The following is a 19,677-nucleotide window of genomic DNA, read 5'->3' as shown; positions in this document are numbered from 1 at the left end:
ACGGAACCCTTACGACCGACCGCTCCACGTGCGGCGACGAGTCCCACCGGCCGCCGTCCAGCCGAGTACGCCGATGGCCCGCATCGGCGAGATGCGGGCCATCAGGGCGCGGACCAGGGCAGGACGTCGGAGCGGGGCGTCAGAGCGGGGTCCGGAGCAGGACCTCGGAGCCGGGCGTCAGAAGACGCGGAACCGCAGCCGGCAGATCACCGCGTCCGTGTCACGGCGCACCGCGTGGGCGACGACCGCGCCCCGCTGGTTCTGGAGCAGCCGCTGCCACAGCCGGTCCGGCTCGACCTCGGGGATCAGCACGGTGACCCGGGTGCCGGGCTCCGCGGCGGCCGTCTCGCCCACGTACTCGGCGATCGGGCGCCCCACGGTGCGGCGCTCGGAGGTGAGCTGGACGAGCGGTACTCCGGGGTCCCACTGCGCCCAGTCGCGGGCCAGCGCATGCGTGTGGGCGCGGTCCTCGGCGTCGGGGTGGCACACCGTGACGGCGCGTACCTCGTCGCCGAGGGAGGCGGCGGCGTTCAGGGCCTCCACGGTCAGCCGGGACAGGTTCGACACCGGGACGATCACCAGCGAACGGTCGCGGTGCGGCGGCTCGGGAATCCGCCCGAGGCCCAGCCGCTCACCGATCCGCGCATACGCCCGGTGGACCGTCTCGAAGGCGGCCACCAGCAGCGGCACGGCGATCACTATCAGCCATGCGCCATCCTCGAACTTCGTCGCCGTCACCACGACCGCCGAGACGCCGGTGAGCACGGCGCCGAAACCGTTCAGCAGAGCCTTGCCCCGCCACCCCCTCCCCCGCTCACCACGCCAGTGCCGGACCATTCCGACCTGCGCGATCGTGAAGCCGATGAAGACGCCGATGGCGAAGAGCGGCACCAGGGTGTTGGTGTCTCCGCCGGAGAAGACGAGCAGGGCCGCCGAGACCAGGGCCAGCGCGAGCACACCGTGACGGTGCACCTGCCGGTCGGCCTTCAGGGCGAACACGTGCGGGAGGTAGTTGTCGCGGGCGAGCAGCTTCAGCAGCACGGGCAGGCCGCCGAAGGAGGTGTTCGCGGAGAGCGCCAGCAGGATCATCGTGGCGAACTGGATGACGTAGAAGGCCCAGTTGTGGCCGAGCGAGGCGTCCGCGAGCTGGGCGAGGACGGTGACGCCCTCCACCGGCTGGAGGTGGAAGCGCGAGATGAGGACCGACAGGCCGATCAGCATCACCCCGAGGACGGCCCCCAGGGCCACCTCCGCCCGCTGGGCCCGACGCACACGCGGGACACGGAAGGACGGCACGGCGTTGGCCAGCGCCTCCACTCCGGTGAGCGCGCTGCATCCCGAGGCAAAGGCCTTCAGCAGGAGCAGCGCGCCGACGGTGGTGGCGTTGTCGGCGAGGACGGAGGCGTGCCCGGCCGCGGCCGCGGTGCTGACGGGCGCGGACCGGAAGAGACCGACGGCGATCAGCACCAGGATCGACACGACGAAGACCGCCGTCGGCACGATGAACGCGCGCGCCGACTCCACGATGCCGCGCAGATTCACGGCCGTGATCAGCACCAGCACGGCCAGGCACAGCCACAGCCGGTCGCCGTACAGTTCAGGGAACGCCGAGGTCAGCGCCGCCACCCCGGCGGTGACGGCGACCGCCACATTGAGCACGTAGTCCAGGACCAGCGAGGCCGCCGCCACCAGGCTCGTACGGGCGCCCAGGTGGGTCCTGGCGACGGCGTACGACCCGCCGCCGTCCGGGAAGGCGGCGATCACCTGCCGGTACGAGGCGACGAGCACCGCCAGCAGCCCGGCGATGGCCAGCGTCACCGGCAGCGTGAAGCCGAGGCCGTGCGCGCCCGCCGCGGCCAGCACGAGGACGATCGCCTCGGGCCCGTACGCCACCGAGGCCATCGCGTCGAGCGACAGGGCGGCCAGCCCCGTGAGGGCGGTGAGGCGATGGCGCTCGCCGGTATCCGGCGGCTCCTCGTCGGCGGGGGTCGCCCCCGGCTCGATGATCAGGACAGACATGGAATACGGGCTCCTTACGCGGTGGCCCGCGCACGCGGGGAGGCGATGCGCGGGTGCGCCCAGGTTCTGTCCGTCCTCGACTGCCTTCGACCCTTCCTTGCGCCTTCTTCGCGGAGAAGCCCCGGACCTTGACGGGACCTTGACGCCCCAGTGCCCCGCACGGCTCCTGCTCGGCTGCGCGCGGTGCCCCCGCGGGTACCTACCGCCCGGCCGTGTCCAGGGCCGCGCCCGTCTGGTCGGCGAGGGTGACCGCCACCAGGCGGGCCTGGAGCGGCGGTACGGGGCCCGGGCCGGGGGTGAGCATGAAGCGGCCCAGGTAGTGGCCGTTGCCGTAGGTGCGCAGTTCGATCTCGCCGTCCGGCCAGCCGCAGGCGTCGACGTCCCGGCGCCGGTGGCCGACCGAGACGTTTCCGTCCTGCTCCAGCCGGGGCGGCTGCCCGAGCAGGGTGCCGTACTCGTAGCGGCAGCCGCGCAGGCCGAGCAGCTCGGTGAGCTGGCCGCGGACGTGGTCGACCACGGTGTCGGAGGACTTGGCGGACTGGGCGAGCTCGGCGGTCTCGTGGACGCGGGCGAGATAGTCCGCGTCCGTCACCGTGATGACCTCCAGGCGGCGGGCCCGGGCCGCGAGCTGGGACACGATCACGCCGACGACGAGCAGCAGCACCGCCGTCTCGATGTCGGCCGAGGTATGGATGTCGAACGTCTCGTACGGGCGGGTGAGGAAGAAGTCGAACCAGGCCGCCGCGGACAGCGCCGCGAGCGCCCCCGCCGTACGGCTGCCGAGGGCGGCGACCGCGACCACCACCACGACCAGGATCAGCGCCGCGTTCGTATGCGACAGATCCGTACGGAAGGGCACGAGGACGAGCGCCACCAGGAAGGGGCCCACCAGGCCCGCCACCAGGGCGAGCCGGTCCCGGAGCGAATAGCCGGTCATCACACCGTCACCTCCTGCGGTTGCCACGGCGACCTCGGGCCCGAGCCCTCGTACGCCGCTTCCATGAGTCGTACGCCCCCTGCTCATACGCCGCCTCCTACGCTCTGCGTATCACTGGGAAGATCCACCCGCTCGGCGAAGGGCAGCGACAGCACCATCGTCAGACCGCCGCCGGGAGTGTCCTCCGGGGTGAGGGTGCCGTCCATCGCCTCGGTCAGCCCCCGGGACAGGGCCAGGCCAAGGCCGAGGCCGGTGGTGTTGTCGGTGTCGCCGAGACGCTGGAAGGGCTCGAAGAGCCGGTCGCGGACGGGGGTGCCTCCCTGCTCGGGCGGGGCCGAGAGCTTGGAGGGCGGCGGCAGGCCGGGGCCTCGGTCGACGACACGGACTTCGACGCGGCCCGCGTGGGTGCTCGCGGTCAGCAGCACCTTGCCGTCCGCCGGGCTGTGGCGGGCCGCGTTGCCGACGAGGTTGGCGATCACGCGTTCCAGGAGCGGCGGATCGGCCAGCACGGCCGGGATCTCCTCCAGGTCCCCGACCGCCACCTCGGGGGTGTCCGCGAGCGCCGCCGGAAGGACCTCCTCCAGTGTGGTGGCCCGCAGGTTCAGCGTGAGCGCGCCCGCCTGAAGGCGGCTGAGGTCGAGGAGGTTCTCGACCAGGCGGTTGAGCTTGGCCATGGACTCGTCCGCGGTCGCGAGGAGTTCGTCCCGGTCCTCGTCGCAGAAGTCGACGTCCCGGCTGCGCAGCGAGGAGACCGCGGCCCAGCCCGCCGCGAGAGGCGTGCGCAGGTCGTGGCCGACCGCCCGCAGCAGCGCCGTACGCATCCGGTCGGCGGCCCTGACCGGTTCGACCTCGGCGGCGGCCTCGGCGAGCCTGGCCCGTTCGACGGCGGATCCCACATGGGCGGCGAAGGCGGCGAGCACGCGCCGCTCGGAGGAGGGCAGGAGGCGCCCGCGCAGGACGAGGAAGGCGCCGGGGCCCGCGGGCACGACCGTCGCGCCGTCGTCTCCGGGCGGCTCGTCGACGAGTTCCGCCGAGTCCATGCCGAAGGTCTCGCGTGTGCGTTCCACCAGCGCCGGGATCGTGGCGCCGCCCCGCACGATGCTGCCGGCGAGCGAGGACATGGTCTCGGCCTCGGCGGTGGCGCGGGCCGAGCGCCGCGACAGGCGCAGGGAGCGGTCGACGACGCCGGCGACCACGGCGGCGACCGCCGCGAAGACCGCCAGGGCCAGCAGCGCGTTGGGATCGTCGAGCGTGAACTGTCCGACGGGCGGGATGAACCAGTAGTTGAGCAGCAGGGACGCCGTCAGCGAGGCGATCACCGCCGAGACGACCCCGCCTATGCAGGCCACACCCACCACGGTGAGCAGGAACAGCAGTGCCTCGCTGGTGAGGTTGAGCCGGTCCCGGGCCCAGTCGAGATCGAGCAGGAAGGTGAGCGCCACGGGCAGCAGCAGACCGGTGACCGGGCCCGCGACCCGGCGCGCGGTCGACAGGGTGCGCCGCCGCGAGGGCAGCAGCGTGCCGCGTCCGGCGCGTTCGTGCGTGACGATGTGGACGTCGATGTCCGAGGAGAGTTCGACCACCGTCTCGCCCGTGCCGCGGCCGGTGACGAAGCGCTCGACGCGGCCCCGGCGGCTGGTGCCGAGGACGAGTTGGGTGGCGTTCTCGGCACGGGCGAAGTCGACGAGGGCGGTCGGCACGTCGTCGCCGACGACCGAGTGGTAGCTCCCGCCCAGGTCCTCGACCAGCCGCCGCTGCCGGGCGAGCGAGGCGTGCGAGGTGCCCGCGGCGAGACCGTCGCTGCGGGTCACGTGCACGGCGAGCAGGTCACCGCCCGCCGACCGGTCGGCGATCCGGGCGGCCCGCCGGATGAGGGTGTCCCCCTCGGGACCGCCGGTGAGGGCCACGATCACCCGCTCCCTCGTCTCCCACACCCCGCCGATACCGTGCTCGGAGCGGTACGACTGGAGCGCCTCGTCCACCCGGTCGGCCACCCACAGCAGGGCCAGTTGGCGCAGCGCGGTCAGATTGCCGAGCCGGAAGTAGTCGGCCAGGGCCGCGTCGATCTTCTCGGGGGCGTAGATGTTGCCGTGCGCCATCCGGCGTCGCAGTCCTTCCTGCGGGATGTCGACGAACTCGATCTGCTGGGCTCGTCGTACGACCTCGTCGGGCACCGTCTCGTGCTGCGGCATCCGCGTGATCTTCTCGACGACGTCGTTGAGGGACTCCAGGTGCTGGATGTTGAGGGCCGTGATGACGTCGATCCCGGCGGCGAGCAGTTCCTCGATGTCCTGCCGGCGTTTGGCGTTGCGGCCGGCTCGGGGGACGTTGGTGTGGGCGAACTCGTCGACGATCGCGACCTGCGGGCGGCGCTCGAGGACCGCGGCGAGGTCCATCTCCTCGAACTCCCCGCCGCGATGGACGCAGAGGGCGCGCGGTACGACCTCCAGGCCGTCGAGCATCGCCTCCGTGCCCGGGCGCCCGTGGCACTCCACGAACCCCACGACCACGTCGGCGCCGCGTGCCGCCCGGCGGCGTGCCTCGTCGAGCATGCGGTAGGTCTTGCCGACTCCCGGGGCCGCCCCCAGGTAGACCTTCAGCCGACCGGGCCGTACGTCACCCGTGGCGGTCCGTACCTCACCCCCGCCGTTCCGCGCATCACTCATCTCGGTCGGTACGTCATTCATCGCAGCCGACGCGCTCCGCTCACTGAAGATCAACTCTCCGACGGGAAGGGTTGCTTCCCCCTACCGAAGCCCTTCCGCGAGTCGTCCGGCACAAGCCTTGACGCATCCTTGGCGCCGGTCACGTGGACGTTGACACCACCTTGACGTGCCCTGCCCCGACAGGGTGAAGGCCGCTCCGCCGGAGGAGCCGTTTCGGGTCCGGCGTGCCGGTGCGGGGTTCCGGTACTGCACCGTGCGTTCAATGAGCCGCTCAGGAAGTGGGCCGGAACCCGACCCCCACGACGGCACGCTCCACTCCCCTTCGCTACTGTCGGAGAGTCAGTCCGGAGCGATCACAGACGGAGACTGCCGGCGTGCACGTGAACCGATACGTACGAACGGGAGGCGCCTACGGGCACCTGCTGCTCGTCGTCGTTCTCGCGCTGGGTGTGTTCGTCATGCACGCCATGGGACACCCCGACCAGTCGTCCGGCGACGGCATGAGCCCCACGTCCCACGTCTCGACGATGCCCACGGCGGCAGCCGCCCACGACCCCATGGGGGCTCCGGCGTCACCGGAGCGGGGCAGCGCCGCGCACTCCACGCACACGGCGTCCAAGGACATGCCGGCCATGGCGATGGACATGCTCTCGCTGTGCGTGGCGGTGATGTTCGGCGCGTGGGTGCTCACCGCGCTGCTGAGGACGGCCCTCACCCGCCGTCCGGACTGGCTGGCGAAGCTCCTCGCCGAGGCGCCCGTCATGCTGCGGCCCAATCCCCCGCCCCGCGGCCCTGATCTCACCGAGTTGTCGGTCCTGCGGCTGTAGGCCGAACCGCCCTCGCGGACGCGCACCACGCGCGCTCCCGCGACGACGCGTACGCCCACACAGCCAGAACCGACACACGAGGTGAGTTCACGATGACTGCCTTCACGCGCGCCTTCCACGGCAAGCACCTCCACCGCAAGCCCGTCCGCCGTGTCGCGGCCGTCGGCGTCGTAGCCGCCGGGGCCCTGATGCTCTCCGCCTGCGGCGGCGACAGCGACGGTGCGAGCGGCATGGACCACGGCGGCAGCAAGAGCCCGGCGACAGCGACCGCGACAGCGACCGCGACGGCGGCCGCCAGGGCCGGTGACGCCGACGAGGCGGACGTCACGTTCGCGCAGATGATGATCCCCCACCACGAGCAGGCCGTGGAGATGGCCCAGTTGGCCGACGGCCGCGCTTCCGACGCGGAGATCAAGGACCTGGCCGCGAAGATCGAGAAGGCTCAGGACCCCGAGATCAAGACCATGACGGGCTGGCTCAAGTCCTGGGGCAAGCCCACCGCCAAGGGAGACATGCCCGGGATGGGCATGGGCGGCGACGGCATGATGTCCGACAAGGACATGAAGGAACTCAAGGCCATGCAGGGCAAGGAGTTCGACAAGATGTTCGCCCAGATGATGATCGACCACCACAACGGCGCGATCGCCATGGCGAAGACCGAGCAGAAGAGCGGCCAGGACGCCGACGCCAAGAAGATGGCCGACGCCATCGTCACGGGCCAGTCCGCCGAGGTCAAGCAGCTCAAGAGCATCCTCGACCGGCTCTGATCCGCGGTACCCGTTGACCGTTCCGGGCTCCCTCGACCGTCGTGGGGAGCCCGGGCGGTCACTCGGGCGCTTCAGTGCACATGCGGACCGCCGGTCGTCTGTGGCCTGCCGCGCGGTACGAGGAACAGGGCGACGCCCGCGCTCACGGCGGCCGCGACCGCGCTGAGCGTGAACGCGTCCGTGAAACCGTCGATCGCGCCGTGCTCGATGCCCGCGGCGGCGACGGTGGACAGGACGGCCACGCCGATCGAACCCCCCACCTCGTGGAAGGTGTTGACGACGCCCGAGGCCAGCCCGGCCTCCTCCTGGGCGACCATGGCCAGCGCCGTGGTGGTGGCGGTGACGAAGACCGCCCCGAGGCCGAGCGAGGCGACGGCGAGGCCCGGCAGCAGGCCGGCGTACACGCTGCCGTCGTGCGACAACCGGGTCAGCGGCGCGGTGCCCGCCGCCGCGATCAGCAGGCCTCCCACCGCGGTCGTCCTGCTGCCGATCCTGCCGACGAGCCGGGATCCGAGGTGGGCGCCGACGGCGGTGGCGACGGCCACGGGCAGGAACACGAGGCCGGTCCGCAGCGGGCTGAAGCCGCGTACGTGCTGCAGGTAGACCGAGCCCAGGAAGAAGAACGCGATCAGCAGCGCGGTGGCGATCAGCAGCAGGAACGCGCCCGCGACCACGGGACGGCGGGTGAGCATGCGGAGGTCCATCAGCGGGGCGCCGCCGACCCGTTCGACCGCGGCGAACGCCCCGTACAGCACGACGGCAGCGAGCAGCGACAGCAGTGTGGCAGCTCCGCTCCAACCCGTGTCGCCCGCCTTGACCAGGCCGTAGATGAGCGACCCGGTGCCCGCGGTGACCAGCAGCGCGCCGGGCAGGTCGAGCCGGGCCGGCCGCGGCGGACGGGCCGGGAGCAGGCCCGGCAGCGCGACGAGGGCGAGGACGCCGACGGGAACGTTGATGTAGAAGACCCACTGCCAGCCGGGCCCGTCGGTCAACGCCCCACCCAGCAGCACACCGATGGCCGAGCCGGTGCCGCCGACGGCCGCCCAGACGCCGAGCGCCTTGTTGCGTTCCGCGCCCTGGAAGCCGGTGGTGACGATCGAGAGGGCGGCCGGGGAGAGCAGAGCGGCTCCGATGCCCTGGGATATCCGCCCGCCCAGCAGCATGGGCGCGCCCGTGGCGAGCCCCGTGACCAGGGACGCGGTGGTGAACACCGCGAGCCCGGCGAGGACGGTGCGGTGGGCGCCGTACACGTCGGCGAGGCGCCCGCCGAGCAGCATCAGTCCGCCGAAGCACAGGGTGTACGAGGTCACCACCCAGGTCAGCGCCTGCCTGCCGAGGTCGAGGTCGGCGGCCATGTCGGGCAGGGCGACGTTCACGACGGTGACGTCCAGGATGAGCATGAACTGGGCCAGGCAGAGCAGGACGAGCATCAACCAGCGGCGCGGGTCGGCCGGGGGGTGCGAAGCGGGCGCGTGGTGCGCGCCGGCGGTGCTGTGCGTCACGACGACTCCTCCAAGCGTGCGATACGGGAAGGGGAGATGCGGCCGGCCACGACGAACTCCGTACGAGCCCGGCTTATGTGAACTGTACGGCCCAGTACATATGAACTCAACCGTTCAGTTCACACGCCGGTAGACTCGTCGCATGAGCACGAAGGACGTCAAGCGGCCCCCCACCGGACCACGCGCCGAGGCAAAGCGACTGGCCATCCTCAAAGCGGCCCGCGCGCTCTTTCTTCGTGAGGGCTTCGACGTGAGTGTCGATCTCATCGCCGCCGAGGCGGGCGTGTCCAAGGTGACGGTCTACAACCACTTCGGCAGCAAGGAAGCCCTGTTCACCGGGGTCGTCAAGGACTCGCTGGACGCCCCGCTCGGCGGCACCCTCGTCAGCGCCATCGCCCGCCTCGCCGACTCGGACGACCTGCGTGCGTCACTCATCACCGCCGCCCGCGCCTGGGTGGCCGGAATCCGCACCGACCCGGAGATCCTCGCGCTGCGGAACGTCGTCGCCCGCGAACTGCACCGCTTCCCCGAACTCGGCAAGGGCTGGCACGACGCCGGTCCCGAGCGCCATCACCCCGCCGTCGCGGGAGCGCTCCGGCAACTGGTCGCACAGGGCCGGCTCGACGTCCCCGACATCGAGGTGGCCCTGCTCCAGCTCTACTCGCTGCTGGTCTTCCCGTACCTGATCTTCAGTGCCTACGGCACCGACATCGACGACAATCTCACCGACCGCCTGATCACGGGTGGGGTCGACATGTTCCTGAGCCACTACGCCCCGCGTCACACCGAGCCGTAACCGAGCCGTAAGGGGAACCGCCTTGCCCGATCCCAGCGCATACGAGGTCCGCCCCGGCGTCCCGTCGGTGGAGGACTACCGCCGGCTCCGCACACGCGCCGGCCTCAGCGACAAGTCCGACGAGGGCGCGACGGTGGGGCTGGCCCACACCTGGTACGGCGTGGTGGCCGTCCACGGCGGCGATCCGATCGGCATGGGCCGGATCATCGGCGACGGAGGATGCTTCTTCCAGATCGTCGACATCTGCGTCCTGCCCGAGCACCAGGGCCGTGGACTCGGCCGCCGCATCATGCAGGCCCTGAACGACGAGTTGGAACACCGCGCACCGGCACTCTCGTACGTCTCCCTCATCGCCGACGGCGACGCCCACCATCTCTACCGGAAGTTCGGGTTCACCGACAGGGCTCCCAAGTCCATCGGGATGGCCCGCTTCATCCGGGCCGACTGAAGGGCGGCACCGTCGTCCGGCGTCGGCCCTGAACCCTCGGCCGGCGGCCCCGCTCTTCATACGACAGGCTCATCGATCGGCAGACTCATCGATCCTGACGTGCCTCGCCCCGATTCCCTACTGCACGCCCACACTCGTTCCGTCACCGTCACCGTCACCGCCGGGTGCGGAAGCGTCCGCTGTCAGGCCGCTGCGGGCTGGGGCTCGGCCGTGCCCGGCACGCGGCTCGGGGTCTCGCGTCGGAAGACGTCCTTGAGGTAGAGCACGGCGGCGGCGCCCAGCACCCACAGCGGGAGGATCACCAGGGCGCGGGTCAGGCCGTCGTCCTGGAATCGGGAGAGCCCCTGCATGGCGCGGACACCGACCCCGACGGGCAGGATCTCGGACAGCGGGCGCAGCCAGGCGGGGAGGTAGGCGGCGGGCATGATGCCGCCGCTGCTGCTGTTGCCGAGGATCAGCAGGAGGATCGAGGCGAGACTGACGCCGGCGGAGCCGAACAGACGCAGCAGCACCATGGTCGTGGCGCCGACCGCGGCGCCCATCAGTGCGACAACGAGGGCGAGGGGCAGGAAGGGACCGGGCAGGGCGCCGAAGCCGGTACTGCCGGCGATGACGGCGACCAGGACGCCGCCGGCCACGCCGAACAGGGCCAGGCTGGCCATCCGCCAGCGGTACTGGAGGCGGGGGGCGAGCTGGTAGGTGGTCATGCCGAAGAGGTATCCGGCCAGTACCAGGCCGAAGGCCGCGTAGAAGACGGACAGCCCCCGGGTGTCCCCCGCTGACGCCGGGGCGACGTCCTCGACGGAGAGGCGGTGGTGTTCCGCGCGGGCCACGGAGCCGAACGCGGTGGTCACGGTGGCGGTGACGGCGGCTCCATTGGCACTGCCGTAGAGCAGATCCCCCTTGCCGAGGTAGGCCGCGTAGACGGACCGGTCCTGGACGGCGCGCCGGGCGGCGGATTCGTCGGGGTAGGTCTCCAGGGTGAAGCCGTCCGGGACGGCGCGTGCGAGGTCCTGGCGCAGCTGGGCCTGGTGGGTGCCGATCTCCGTGGTGCCCACCCGCAGCTCATGGGGGCGCGGTGCGTGGAAGGCGGCGAGGTAGACGCTGACGAACACGGAGCCGATCAGCAGGACGACCGCCACGGGCACCAGGACGGCGCGCGGGGTCCCGGGGCGCGGCGGAGGATGCGCCACGTCCAGGGCGTGCTTGTGGTGCTGTCGGGCGGAGGCGTGCTGGGACATCGGAGGCAGGATCCTCGAAGAATAGGAAGAATGGAAGCTAACTGATAATATTTGTACACCACAATCAGCTGCCTTACAAAAGGGGTCCGCCACGTGAAACATCCAGACCGGCGTACCGGGTACGTGGCCTGGCAGATCGGCCAGATCATGGCGACCCGGATCGAGCGCACCCTGCGCCCCTTCCACCTGACCCTCGCCCAGAACAGCGCCCTGATCCAGGCAGCCTTCGACCCGGGTGTCACCAGCGCCACCGCGGCACGCAGAGCGGCCATCACCCCCCAGTCCATGGGCACCGCAGTCAACGGACTCGTCGCACGCGGGCTTCTGGAACGCCGTACCGCCCCCGGCGACAGACGCACCCACCGCTTGCACGCCACCGAGGCCGGCCTGCGACTCGCGGCCGAGGCCGGCGCCGCCGTGGACGCCACCCACGCCGAAGCCCTGGAAGTGCTCACACCGACGGAGCAGGAACAGGCCCACTCACTGCTCCTGAAACTCCTGGAGTCACTGAATCCGGCGGCCATGGACGTCGACAGCGCACCATGAGGAGCCGCCGGGCCGAGCAAGGTCACGCTCCTCCTGTGTGCCGAGCCCGGTCGCACGCGGATGCTCGACGCCCCTCCCGTCCCGGGACATCAGCCCGCCGGGTGATCCCCCTCAGGCGAGTCGTCGCCCCATCAGTGGAAGTCGGTTGACGACAGTGACGCCTGACGTGGGATCAGAAGAGGCCGCCGTCGTCGTCATCGTGGCGTCAGGCCTGTACACGCGCGCCGGGCTGGATGCAGCATCGCCCGGTGATCGGCGTCGGCTGCGCCGGTGACGCCCAGGATGTGTGGTGACAGGCGCAGTTGGTCACAGACGTGGCGTCGGGATCCGAGGCCAGTGAGACCGCGCTTTCCGGGTTCGAGGGCGGATACGTACGTCTTGTCGTCACCGAGGAGGCGCTGAGCACGGGCCTGTCCACCGCATTCCCTGCCGCTCGGGCCGGCCTCCGGGTCGAGGGTGAAGGTGGTCGTGGTGGCGGTGTCCTGCGGCTCGCGCTTCATGCTCTTGTACTGGCCCTGATGGTTGACCGTGATAGCTGTTCGGGATCGCCCTCCCGTCGGTAGACGGTGACCAGCAGGCAGATCCGAAGCCGTCGGGCCGCGCCCTTGGCGGCCTTGCGCAGCGCCTGTGCTCCGCCGAACCGGGTGATCTGCGGCTCGATGACCGACAGGGGCCAGGGGGACGACGGAGGAAGTCCTTCGGACTGGGCGTGATCTCTGCGCAACGAGGTAAACCGATCTGCCTCGGCTGCCCTTGCGCTCCTTGATGAGCGTCTTGATGTCGTCCGTGGTGGTGTGCCGGAGGCTCGGGTGTTCAGCCGCCCTATGGAGCCCAGCCTGAAGTGTCACAGGGCTGCCGCCTGCGGGTGCGGATCCAGAAGGCGAGGAGAGCGATGAGGGTGAGGGCGCCGGTCCACGTGAGGCTTGCGGTTACGGGTCGGAGCGGGGTCGTGGGGGCAAGGCCGGCGGCGAGGCAGGTCTGCATGGAGCCGTACATCGGGAGCAAGGGGCCCAGGAACCCGTGCGGATCGGGGTTGACCAGGGGGCTTTGTGGCAGCAGGTCGAGGTTGCTGCTGACGAAGATGACGACCATGCCCTCGAGTTCACCGGGCAGGAAGAGGGCGAGGACGAGGCCGAGCGCTCCGTAGACCAGGCACGCGGTGAACAGCCCGAGCCACAGGAACCCCGGGTGGCAGGGCGACCATACGGCCAGCGTCCATGCGGTGGTGTACAGGGCGACGAGCGCGGATGCCGAGAGCAGCGAGGTCACCTTGGCCAGGAGGAGCGGGGTGCGCGGGTAGCCGGCCGCGGTGAGCCGGCGGTCGAAGGGGCCGGCCTGACGGGCGGCGCTGAAGGTGAGGAAGGCCATCAGGAGCATGACCACGCCGAGGCAACCGTGGATCATGCCCACGTGGTCCGTCGAGGCGGTGAGCGTCCGGCTGGTCGCGCGCAGCCGGAAGGTCAGCGGGGCGGGCGCGAAGATTTGTGGTGCGGCGAGGATCCACAGCGGGATGAGGACGGCCAGCAGGAGAGCGGCGAGTGTGTTCTTGGCGAGTTCGGCCAGGTGGTAGCGGGCCGCGATGCGGTAGGCCGTCACCGGCCGGCTCCCTTGGTCATGACGGCCGTTTTGTGGCGGAGTTGGATGACGGTGTCCAGACGGTCGGTGTCGTAGGCGAGGTGGGAGATGACGACGGTGGTGTGCCCCGCCGCGCGGCGGGCGGCGGCGAGGTCCCAGAAGGCCAGGTAGGTCTGCCAGTCGAAGCCTTGATAGGGCTCGTCGAGCAGCACCAGGTCGGGATCGTGCATGAGGGCGAGGACGAGGCTGAGCTTCTGCCGCGTGCCGCCGCTGAGGACTTTGACGGGAAGGTGCAGGTGGTCGGCGAAGGCGAGCCGGTCGATCAGCTCGTGGGCACGGGCCAGGTTTCGGAGGCGGAAGGCTTCCTGGAACAGGCGAAGGTGCTGGAACGGTGTAAGGGCGTTGTTGAGAACGGGGTGTTGGGGGCAGTGACTGAGCGTGCCGTCGACCGCGACGGTGCCCTTGTCCGGGCGCAGGTCACCGCAGAGGATGCGTAGGAGGGTGGTCTTGCCGGCGCCGTTCTCTCCGACGATGCCGACGATGTCCCCGGACCGGATGGTGAGGTCGACGCCGGCCAGGACGACGTGTTTACCGAATGCCTTGTGAACGTTGCGCGCGCCGAGGGCGATGCCGGTGGCCGTGGAGGGAGAGGCGGTCATGAAATCCCCTCTTCGCTGTACGTCCGTGTGCCCTCGCCGCCGGGCGAGTGGGTCTGTGCGGGCCTGTTCACCCGCTTGCCGCCGTCATGCGGGAGGTGCGCGGCCGCGGCGTCATCACCAGGGGCGGAGCCTCCAGCAGCGTGTTGACGCGGGGGACCACTGGGCACGAGGAGGCGGCTTGACCGTGCAGGGTCCAGCCCTGGAGAACCCGGGCGAGGACGACGAGGATCTCGGTGAGCGCGAAAGATTCTCCGAGGCACTTGCGGGAGCCGTTGCCGAACGGGATGTACGCCTCGCGGGGGCCGTGGGCTTCGGTTGCCCACCGGTCGGGGTCGAACCGCTCGGGGTCGGGGAAGAGGCGCGGTTGGCGGTGCAGCTGGTACGGGCTGACGAGCAGGCTGGTACCGGTCGGCAGGATCTGCCCGGCCAGTTCGACGGGTGTGGCGACGCTGCGGGGGATGAGCCAGCCGTGCGGATACAGCCGCAGTGTCTCCAGGACGACGTGCCGGGTGAGTTCCAGGCGTCGGAGCGCCGCATCGTCCGGTGGATCGCCCCCCAGGACGGAGTCGATCTCGTGCCGGACACGACGGGCGATGTCCGGGTGGCGGTCGAGCAGGTGGAGGGCCCACACCATGGCGCTGGCACGACCCGCCGCTGTCGCCGCGGTGAACATGGTGATGACGTTGTCGCGCACCTCGCGGTCGCTCATCGGCTCCCCGGCGTCGTCACGTGCCGTCATGAGCATGGAGAGGATGTCCGCGTGATCCTCGCCGGAGCGGCGGTAGGCGAGGATCACTTCGTCGATGATCTGCTCGTACCTGGTCAGCGTCCGATGGAAGCGGCGGGTGCGGTGAGGGAACAGCCACCGCACTCCGAGCGCGGAGGTGAGCACCTCGTGGTGGATCCCGCCGATGATCTCCCCGATGCAGGCCTGGGTCTCGTCGCGGTAGTGCTCCGTGATCTCCGCGGCGAACATGGTGCGCACGCCGATCACCGCGGCCACGGCCGTCATCTCGCGCATCACGTCGCACGGAACGCCGGATCGCCAGGCCCCGGTCACCGCGTCTGCCGTCTCGACCATGGCGGGGATGTAAGCGGCGACGCGGGTGCGCTGGAACGGTGGCTGGAGCAGCCGTCGTGTCCGCTTGTGCTTGGCGTTCGGGCACGTGAAGAGGCCGTCGCCGAGGAGCGTGCGTGTCTGGGCGTATCCCAGGCCCCCTTTGGGGTACGTGTGGGGGTCCCGCAGTACCTGGTCGGCCAGTTCCGGATGGCAGACCACATAGAGGGGCTGCCGTCCCAGTCGAAGGCGGACGAGATCCCCCTGGGACGGCAGGGAGCAGAGGAAGGACAGCGGCGCTCTCCAGATGCGCAGTGCGTGCCCCAGTCCCGGCAACGCGCCCGGAGCGTGCGCAAATCGGAAGTCGGATTGTGTCCTGCTCATGGGAATGGACTCCTTGCGCACAGGCTGGGGGCGGCAGCGGCGGCTGTCCGGGAACGTGTCTAACCAATGCGGTGCCGGACCGGCTCTGTTTGATGGGATGCCACACCGTTCGGGTGTGCCCTTTGAGTCGTTCGACTGAACCGCGCGCGGCACCGTTGACGTGCGAAGACCCCGACGGAGTGAACCCGGGCAGCCCCGTATTGCGGTGACCGTCGGCAGCGCACGACCATCATGACGCGGGCACCGACCGTGTCGGCCCTCGGCCCTGACCAAGGCGCTGGCCCGCGGCCTCTGCTAGGAGATCATCTTGACCGACGCCACCGTGGTGGAGGAACGCCCGCTCGCGGCCAGCGAGGCGGCCTTCGCCTCGTTCGGTACGCCGATCCACTTCAGCCAGCAACTGCACGGCCGACTCGACCTCGACGCTCTGGCATCCGCAGTCGAGGACCTGCTCGTCCTGCACCCCGTACTGTCCGCGCGGATCGTGGCCGTGGATCAGGGTCACGTCCTGCGGCTGGACCCGTCGGTGCCCGGCCCGCATCTGGGTGTGGTCGGCGGTATCGACCAGGTCGGGGCGCCCTACGCGCCGGACACGCCGCTGTTCAGGGCCGTCGTGACCGAGGAGGCGGAGGACCGCTACCGGTTGGGCCTGTCGGTTCACCACGCCATCAGCGATGGTGTCAGTGCGCTGACGCTGCTGCACACCCTGTGGCGCAGCTACAGCGCACGCGTCGCCGGCCATACGTCTGTGCTGCCGCCCCGTACCGCCGGGTTGCCCCGCCCCGTCGAGGTACACTTCCGCACCCGCTTCTCCGCCGAGGAGCTGAACGACTTCCTCAGGGACCGCTCGGCGAAGATGCGGGACATCGTCCCCGCGTGCATCCCCGCCTTCGCGGCCGGCCGCGGCACGGGAGCGCAAGCCGGCGTCCACAGGCGGCAGGTGCCGCTGTCCGCCGAGTTGGTCGATCAACTGACGTGCGCGGCCAAGACTGCACGCATGAGTCTACATGCGCTGGCCTGCGGCATCGCACTGCGCGCGGTCCACTCGCAGACGCCTTGCCCGGACGAGACCGTCCCCATGACGTGCTTGTCCACTCTGGATCTCCGGCGGCGGCTCAGGCCGCCCATGTCCCCGCACGAGATGGTGCTGGCCGCCACCGCCTCGCAGGCCGTGGTCGAGGTGGGACCCGACTGCCATCCGGCCGGCATCGGACGCCGCGTACTGGAGCAACTGCGCGAAGCAGTCGTGAACAACACGGTGCACAAGGCCATCGCCGCGACCGCCGAGCTGATGGACGAAGTGGCGCACGCTCCGATCAGTGTCCTGGTCAGCAACCTGATGACGAAGACCCCGCCGCTGCTGCTTCCCCCGGACCTGAGGTCCGGCCCCATCGACGGGTGCGCGCTTCCCCCTGGCCCCCTGCCCTCGGTCTTTCTCACCGGCAGCCAGGACGACACGGCGGGCCTCGACATCACCCTGGTCATGGCCGCGGACTGGTTCACCGCGCGGCAGGCCGACGACCTGGCCGACGCCATCGAGAGGGCTGTCCACCGCGCGCTGCGCGAGTAGGCTCGGCGGACAGCGGCGCAGTCCCCGCTAGGACACCTGGCGGCGGTGCAGGCGCAGGTCGAGGTTGCGGGGTTCGATGATGCTGCGCCCGATGAGGGTGACCGGGCGGGACGTGGCGGGGGTGAGCTTCCAGTCGGCCAGGATGGACGCCAGGGACAGCATGACGTTCATGACGGTGAAGTCGTGTCCGATGCACTTACGGATCCCGGTCCCGAAGGGCACCAACGCCATCGCCCGCTCGGCCTTGGCCCAACTGCGCCCGTCGCCGCTCCAGCGCCCCGGGTCGAACCGGTCGGGCTCGGGGAAGAGATCGGGCCGGTGGTGAATGATGTACGGGCTGATCAGGATGTCGGCACCGTCGGGCACGCGGTAGTGGCCCAAGGACGTGTCCGTGACGCTGGTCCTGCTGAACAGCCAGGCGGAGGGCCTGATCCGGAAGGCCTCGGTCACCACGGCCATCAGGGCCGGCAACTGCGGAAGGTGCTCGTGCCGGGCGGAGCCGCCGCCGCAGACCTTCCGTGCCTCGGCCGCGACGTCCGCGTCGAGGTTGTCGTCCAACGAGAGGTAGTGCAAGGTCCAGGCGAGCATGGCGGCGGTCGTACTGATCCCGGCGATGAACATGGTCATCACCTGCTCGCGTACTTCCGTGTCCGACAGCGCGTTTCCGTCGCCGTCCTCGGCCAGGAACATGGACAGCAGGTCGCCCTGGTCGCTACCGGCGCGGCGGTAGGCGGCGACGGTGGCGTCGATGTGCGTGTACAAGGAGTCCCGAGCCTGTGCGTAGCGCCGGTTGGTCGGCAGCGGGAGGCGGGCGATGCCGGGCGCGACCATACGTAGGAACGCGCCGTTGACCAGGACGTCCACGTCACCCAGCGTGCGGCGGATCGTGTCGGCGTTCGCACCGGTGTCGGCGAACCATGACGCCAGCATCGTCGAGACGGTGATCCGCATCGCGAGTTCCTGCATCAGCCGGCGCACGTCCAGCACCTGTCCCTCGCGCCACTCCCGGGTGACAGCCGTGATCTCGCGCCCGGCCAGCTCTGCGTACCCGGGCAGCTTGCTCGGGTGGAAAGCCGGCTGGGTCAGGCGGCGCAGCCGGGTGTGCTTGGCGTTGGGGCAGGTCGCCAGGCCGTCTCCGAAGAACACCGAGATGTTGTCGAAGAAGGGGCCGCCCTTGTCGAAGTCGCGGTGGCGGCTCACCAGGATCTCGGAGACCACTTCGGGACTGCAGACCACGTAGGCGGGGCGGGGACCGAGCCGGATCTCCACCAAGTCGCCGTAGGACGGCAGACTGGCCAGAAATCGGGTGGGGTCGACGAGCAACTGCCGCAGGTGGCCCACGCCGGGCAGGGCCCCGGGTGCGCGCGGGGCGGGAACGAGGGGCGCCGGGAGGCTTGTGGTCGTCATCGCTCAGCTCCCCGCGCCCACGAGCAGACCGGACGCCCAGTCGGGCATGACGCGGTGCTCGTCATGACGTGTGGTGATCCGCTCCCATTCGTAGTCACCGCAGATCCAGTCATGAATGATGTCCGCGTATCCGCGCAGCGCCGCGCGCTGACTCTGGTCGACGGCCCGTACCAGTCGTGACAAAGCCCTCTCCTCCAGCTCCACGAGTTCGTCGACCTTTTCCTGAGCGTGGCGGGACGCCTCGGCCAGCGCCTCCTGCCGCGTGCAGCCGCGGCTGCGCTGAATGAGGTGGATCGCGTTGTGCCCGCCGGTGACGTCCTCGTGCCTGAGCGACATGGAGTCGTTGCGCAACGCGACCACGTCGGCGCCCAGTTGCCGCATGCGCTGCAGCACGGGGTGGTGCCACAGCTCAGGCGGCACCTCGGTGCCGCCCCACTTCTCGCCCAGGTCGTTCTGACCGAAAGCGCACGTCGTGGCCGCCCGCAGTGAGAAGTAGTCCGCCACGTCGCGGTAGGCGAATCCCGTCGTGCGGTCGATCGCCTCCGTCACCTGGGAGGAGAAGTACGACGTCCAGTTGAACGCCACGCGTGTGCGCAGCGGCAAGGACATCCCCCGCACCATCCGGCTCCACAGATCGGCGAAGGCCCGCACCGTCGGCGTATCGTGCGCCTCCGGCCCGGACACTCCGTGCACGATGCCGATCAGGGCGCTGCAGACAGCCGCCACCCTGCTGGGATGACGGCCGATCTCACCGTCCAGCTGGTCGTCGAACGGCAGGAAGTACCAGCCCATCATCTGCGCCGCCGTACAGCACTCCTCGGCACTGGCGTTGGGGTAGAAGAAGGCGGCCACTTCGGCGAGTCGCCAGTCGACGAAGTCCTCCGCGGCCTGCTCGCCGTCCAGTAGGCCGAATCTCCGCATCCAGGCGAGCGCGCTCTCGCGTGCCTGATCCAGATGCGGGTTGATCCGTAGGGGCCACGGGGTGGTGAACACCGCTCCGGTTCGCGTCACGTTCGGCTGCTCCTTAGCTGGACTCCCCACGATGGTGCGTCAGCAAGATCGCGAACAACAATTCCACCCCGGAGGGTCCACTCCAACGGGCGAGCGCACGTGGGAGGCATCGGGCGCCCCACTGTGATCTTGCGTCCGAATATGCCGCTGCCCCTTCACGACCAGGTAGTTCGTGACCCGGCCGGACTTCCAGCGTTGTGTGGGGCGTGACCTTCCGGACAGGCCCCGCGAGCCGGGCACGCCACCACCACAGCCGTTGCGCTGC

At 70.5% G+C, this 19,677-nt stretch carries 17 protein-coding genes; 6 read left to right on the top strand and 11 right to left on the bottom strand.

Annotation, left to right across the window (positions count from 1 at the left end):
• Positions 1–177: 177 nt before the first annotated feature.
• The 3 genes from ACFZDJ_RS41410 to ACFZDJ_RS41400 form a co-directional block, all read right to left on the bottom strand.
• Positions 178–2,019, bottom strand: a complete 1,842-nt coding sequence (locus ACFZDJ_RS41410; RefSeq protein WP_385387532.1) for an APC family permease — start codon at positions 2,017–2,019, stop codon at positions 178–180.
• A gap of 199 nt (positions 2,020–2,218) precedes the next feature.
• Positions 2,219–2,956: a DUF4118 domain-containing protein gene (locus ACFZDJ_RS41405; RefSeq protein ID WP_384906827.1), complete on the bottom strand. Its 738-nt coding sequence runs from the start codon at positions 2,954–2,956 to the stop codon at positions 2,219–2,221.
• Positions 2,957–3,039: 83 nt separating this feature from the next.
• Positions 3,040–5,622: an ATP-binding protein gene (locus tag ACFZDJ_RS41400; RefSeq protein WP_391067283.1), complete on the bottom strand. Its 2,583-nt coding sequence runs from the start codon at positions 5,620–5,622 to the stop codon at positions 3,040–3,042.
• Between the two features lie 374 nt (positions 5,623–5,996).
• Here ACFZDJ_RS41400 and ACFZDJ_RS41395 point away from each other — a divergent pair, with 374 nt between their 5' ends.
• Together ACFZDJ_RS41395 and ACFZDJ_RS41390 are read left to right on the top strand one after the other, a co-directional pair.
• A complete protein-coding gene (locus ACFZDJ_RS41395; RefSeq protein ID WP_391066946.1) occupies positions 5,997–6,449 on the top strand; it encodes a DUF6153 family protein in 453 nt (150 codons plus the stop codon).
• Between the two features lie 92 nt (positions 6,450–6,541).
• A complete protein-coding gene (locus ACFZDJ_RS41390; protein ID WP_391066942.1) occupies positions 6,542–7,216 on the top strand; it encodes a DUF305 domain-containing protein in 675 nt (224 codons plus the stop codon).
• Between the two features lie 71 nt (positions 7,217–7,287).
• Here the strand turns inward: ACFZDJ_RS41390 and ACFZDJ_RS41385 are convergent, their stop codons facing one another.
• Entirely contained in the window at positions 7,288–8,718 is a 1,431-nt protein-coding gene (locus ACFZDJ_RS41385; protein ID WP_391066939.1) for an MFS transporter, read from the bottom strand.
• A 142-nt stretch (positions 8,719–8,860) separates the two neighbouring features.
• Here ACFZDJ_RS41385 and ACFZDJ_RS41380 point away from each other — a divergent pair, with 142 nt between their 5' ends.
• The gene (locus ACFZDJ_RS41380) at positions 8,861–9,514 is read left to right on the top strand and encodes a TetR/AcrR family transcriptional regulator C-terminal domain-containing protein (protein ID WP_391066936.1); all 654 of its coding nucleotides are present in this window, start codon (positions 8,861–8,863) and stop codon (positions 9,512–9,514) included.
• A gap of 22 nt (positions 9,515–9,536) precedes the next feature.
• A complete protein-coding gene (locus ACFZDJ_RS41375; RefSeq protein ID WP_391066933.1) occupies positions 9,537–9,962 on the top strand; it encodes a GNAT family N-acetyltransferase in 426 nt (141 codons plus the stop codon).
• 182 nt (positions 9,963–10,144) lie between these two features.
• Here ACFZDJ_RS41375 and ACFZDJ_RS41370 read toward each other — a convergent pair whose 3' ends face one another.
• Positions 10,145–11,203, bottom strand: a complete 1,059-nt coding sequence (locus tag ACFZDJ_RS41370; RefSeq protein WP_391066930.1) for an ABC transporter permease — start codon at positions 11,201–11,203, stop codon at positions 10,145–10,147.
• A 93-nt stretch (positions 11,204–11,296) separates the two neighbouring features.
• On the opposite strand from ACFZDJ_RS41370, the gene ACFZDJ_RS41365 reads away from it, so the two are divergent.
• Positions 11,297–11,749 (top strand): MarR family transcriptional regulator, encoded by a 453-nt coding sequence (locus ACFZDJ_RS41365; RefSeq protein ID WP_390933386.1) that lies wholly within the window; start codon positions 11,297–11,299, stop codon positions 11,747–11,749.
• A gap of 194 nt (positions 11,750–11,943) precedes the next feature.
• On the opposite strand, the gene ACFZDJ_RS41360 is transcribed toward ACFZDJ_RS41365, so the two are convergent.
• The 4 genes from ACFZDJ_RS41360 to ACFZDJ_RS41345 all read right to left on the bottom strand — a co-directional run bounded on the left by ACFZDJ_RS41360 (position 11,944) and on the right by ACFZDJ_RS41345 (position 15,424).
• Positions 11,944–12,249 (bottom strand): hypothetical protein, encoded by a 306-nt coding sequence (locus ACFZDJ_RS41360; RefSeq protein ID WP_390933387.1) that lies wholly within the window; start codon positions 12,247–12,249, stop codon positions 11,944–11,946.
• 322 nt (positions 12,250–12,571) lie between these two features.
• Positions 12,572–13,345 (bottom strand): hypothetical protein, encoded by a 774-nt coding sequence (locus tag ACFZDJ_RS41355; RefSeq protein ID WP_391066927.1) that lies wholly within the window; start codon positions 13,343–13,345, stop codon positions 12,572–12,574.
• Entirely contained in the window at positions 13,342–13,983 is a 642-nt protein-coding gene (locus ACFZDJ_RS41350) for an ATP-binding cassette domain-containing protein (protein ID WP_391066924.1), read from the bottom strand. Before ACFZDJ_RS41350 ends, ACFZDJ_RS41355 begins: the two co-directional genes overlap by 4 nt.
• Positions 13,984–14,050: 67 nt before the next feature.
• Positions 14,051–15,424 carry a cytochrome P450 gene (locus ACFZDJ_RS41345; RefSeq protein ID WP_391066921.1) on the bottom strand — a complete coding sequence of 458 codons (1,374 nt, stop codon included), beginning with the start codon at positions 15,422–15,424 and terminating at the stop codon, positions 14,051–14,053.
• A 307-nt stretch (positions 15,425–15,731) separates the two neighbouring features.
• Here ACFZDJ_RS41345 and ACFZDJ_RS41340 point away from each other — a divergent pair, with 307 nt between their 5' ends.
• Positions 15,732–16,994, top strand: a complete 1,263-nt coding sequence (locus ACFZDJ_RS41340; protein WP_391066918.1) for a condensation domain-containing protein — start codon at positions 15,732–15,734, stop codon at positions 16,992–16,994.
• A 27-nt stretch (positions 16,995–17,021) separates the two neighbouring features.
• Here ACFZDJ_RS41340 and ACFZDJ_RS41335 read toward each other — a convergent pair whose 3' ends face one another.
• Both ACFZDJ_RS41335 and ACFZDJ_RS41330 read right to left on the bottom strand, forming a co-directional pair.
• Positions 17,022–18,401: a cytochrome P450 gene (locus ACFZDJ_RS41335; protein WP_391066915.1), complete on the bottom strand. Its 1,380-nt coding sequence runs from the start codon at positions 18,399–18,401 to the stop codon at positions 17,022–17,024.
• A 3-nt stretch (positions 18,402–18,404) separates the two neighbouring features.
• A complete protein-coding gene (locus ACFZDJ_RS41330) occupies positions 18,405–19,412 on the bottom strand; it encodes a hypothetical protein (RefSeq protein WP_391066911.1) in 1,008 nt (335 codons plus the stop codon).
• Between the last annotated feature and the right edge of the window lie 265 nt (positions 19,413–19,677).

The organism is Streptomyces sp. NPDC007896 (assembly GCF_042959425.1).
GTDB lineage: Bacteria > Actinomycetota > Actinomycetes > Streptomycetales > Streptomycetaceae > Streptomyces.
This window is presented reverse-complemented; position numbering and strand designations above follow the sequence as displayed.

Coding starts and splice junctions, on each gene's coding strand:
- ACFZDJ_RS41410 (WP_385387532.1), bottom strand. CDS start 2,019: ATGTCTGTCCTGATCATCGAGCCGGGGGCGACCCCCGCCGACGAGGAG.
- ACFZDJ_RS41405 (WP_384906827.1), bottom strand. CDS start 2,956: ATGACCGGCTATTCGCTCCGGGACCGGCTCGCCCTGGTGGCGGGCCTG.
- ACFZDJ_RS41400 (WP_391067283.1), bottom strand. CDS start 5,622: ATGAGTGATGCGCGGAACGGCGGGGGTGAGGTACGGACCGCCACGGGT.
- ACFZDJ_RS41390 (WP_391066942.1), top strand. CDS start 6,542: ATGACTGCCTTCACGCGCGCCTTCCACGGCAAGCACCTCCACCGCAAG.
- ACFZDJ_RS41380 (WP_391066936.1), top strand. CDS start 8,861: ATGAGCACGAAGGACGTCAAGCGGCCCCCCACCGGACCACGCGCCGAG.
- ACFZDJ_RS41370 (WP_391066930.1), bottom strand. CDS start 11,203: ATGTCCCAGCACGCCTCCGCCCGACAGCACCACAAGCACGCCCTGGAC.
- ACFZDJ_RS41360 (WP_390933387.1), bottom strand. CDS start 12,249: ATGAAGCGCGAGCCGCAGGACACCGCCACCACGACCACCTTCACCCTC.
- ACFZDJ_RS41350 (WP_391066924.1), bottom strand. CDS start 13,983: ATGACCGCCTCTCCCTCCACGGCCACCGGCATCGCCCTCGGCGCGCGC.
- ACFZDJ_RS41345 (WP_391066921.1), bottom strand. CDS start 15,424: ATGAGCAGGACACAATCCGACTTCCGATTTGCGCACGCTCCGGGCGCG.
- ACFZDJ_RS41335 (WP_391066915.1), bottom strand. CDS start 18,401: ATGACGACCACAAGCCTCCCGGCGCCCCTCGTTCCCGCCCCGCGCGCA.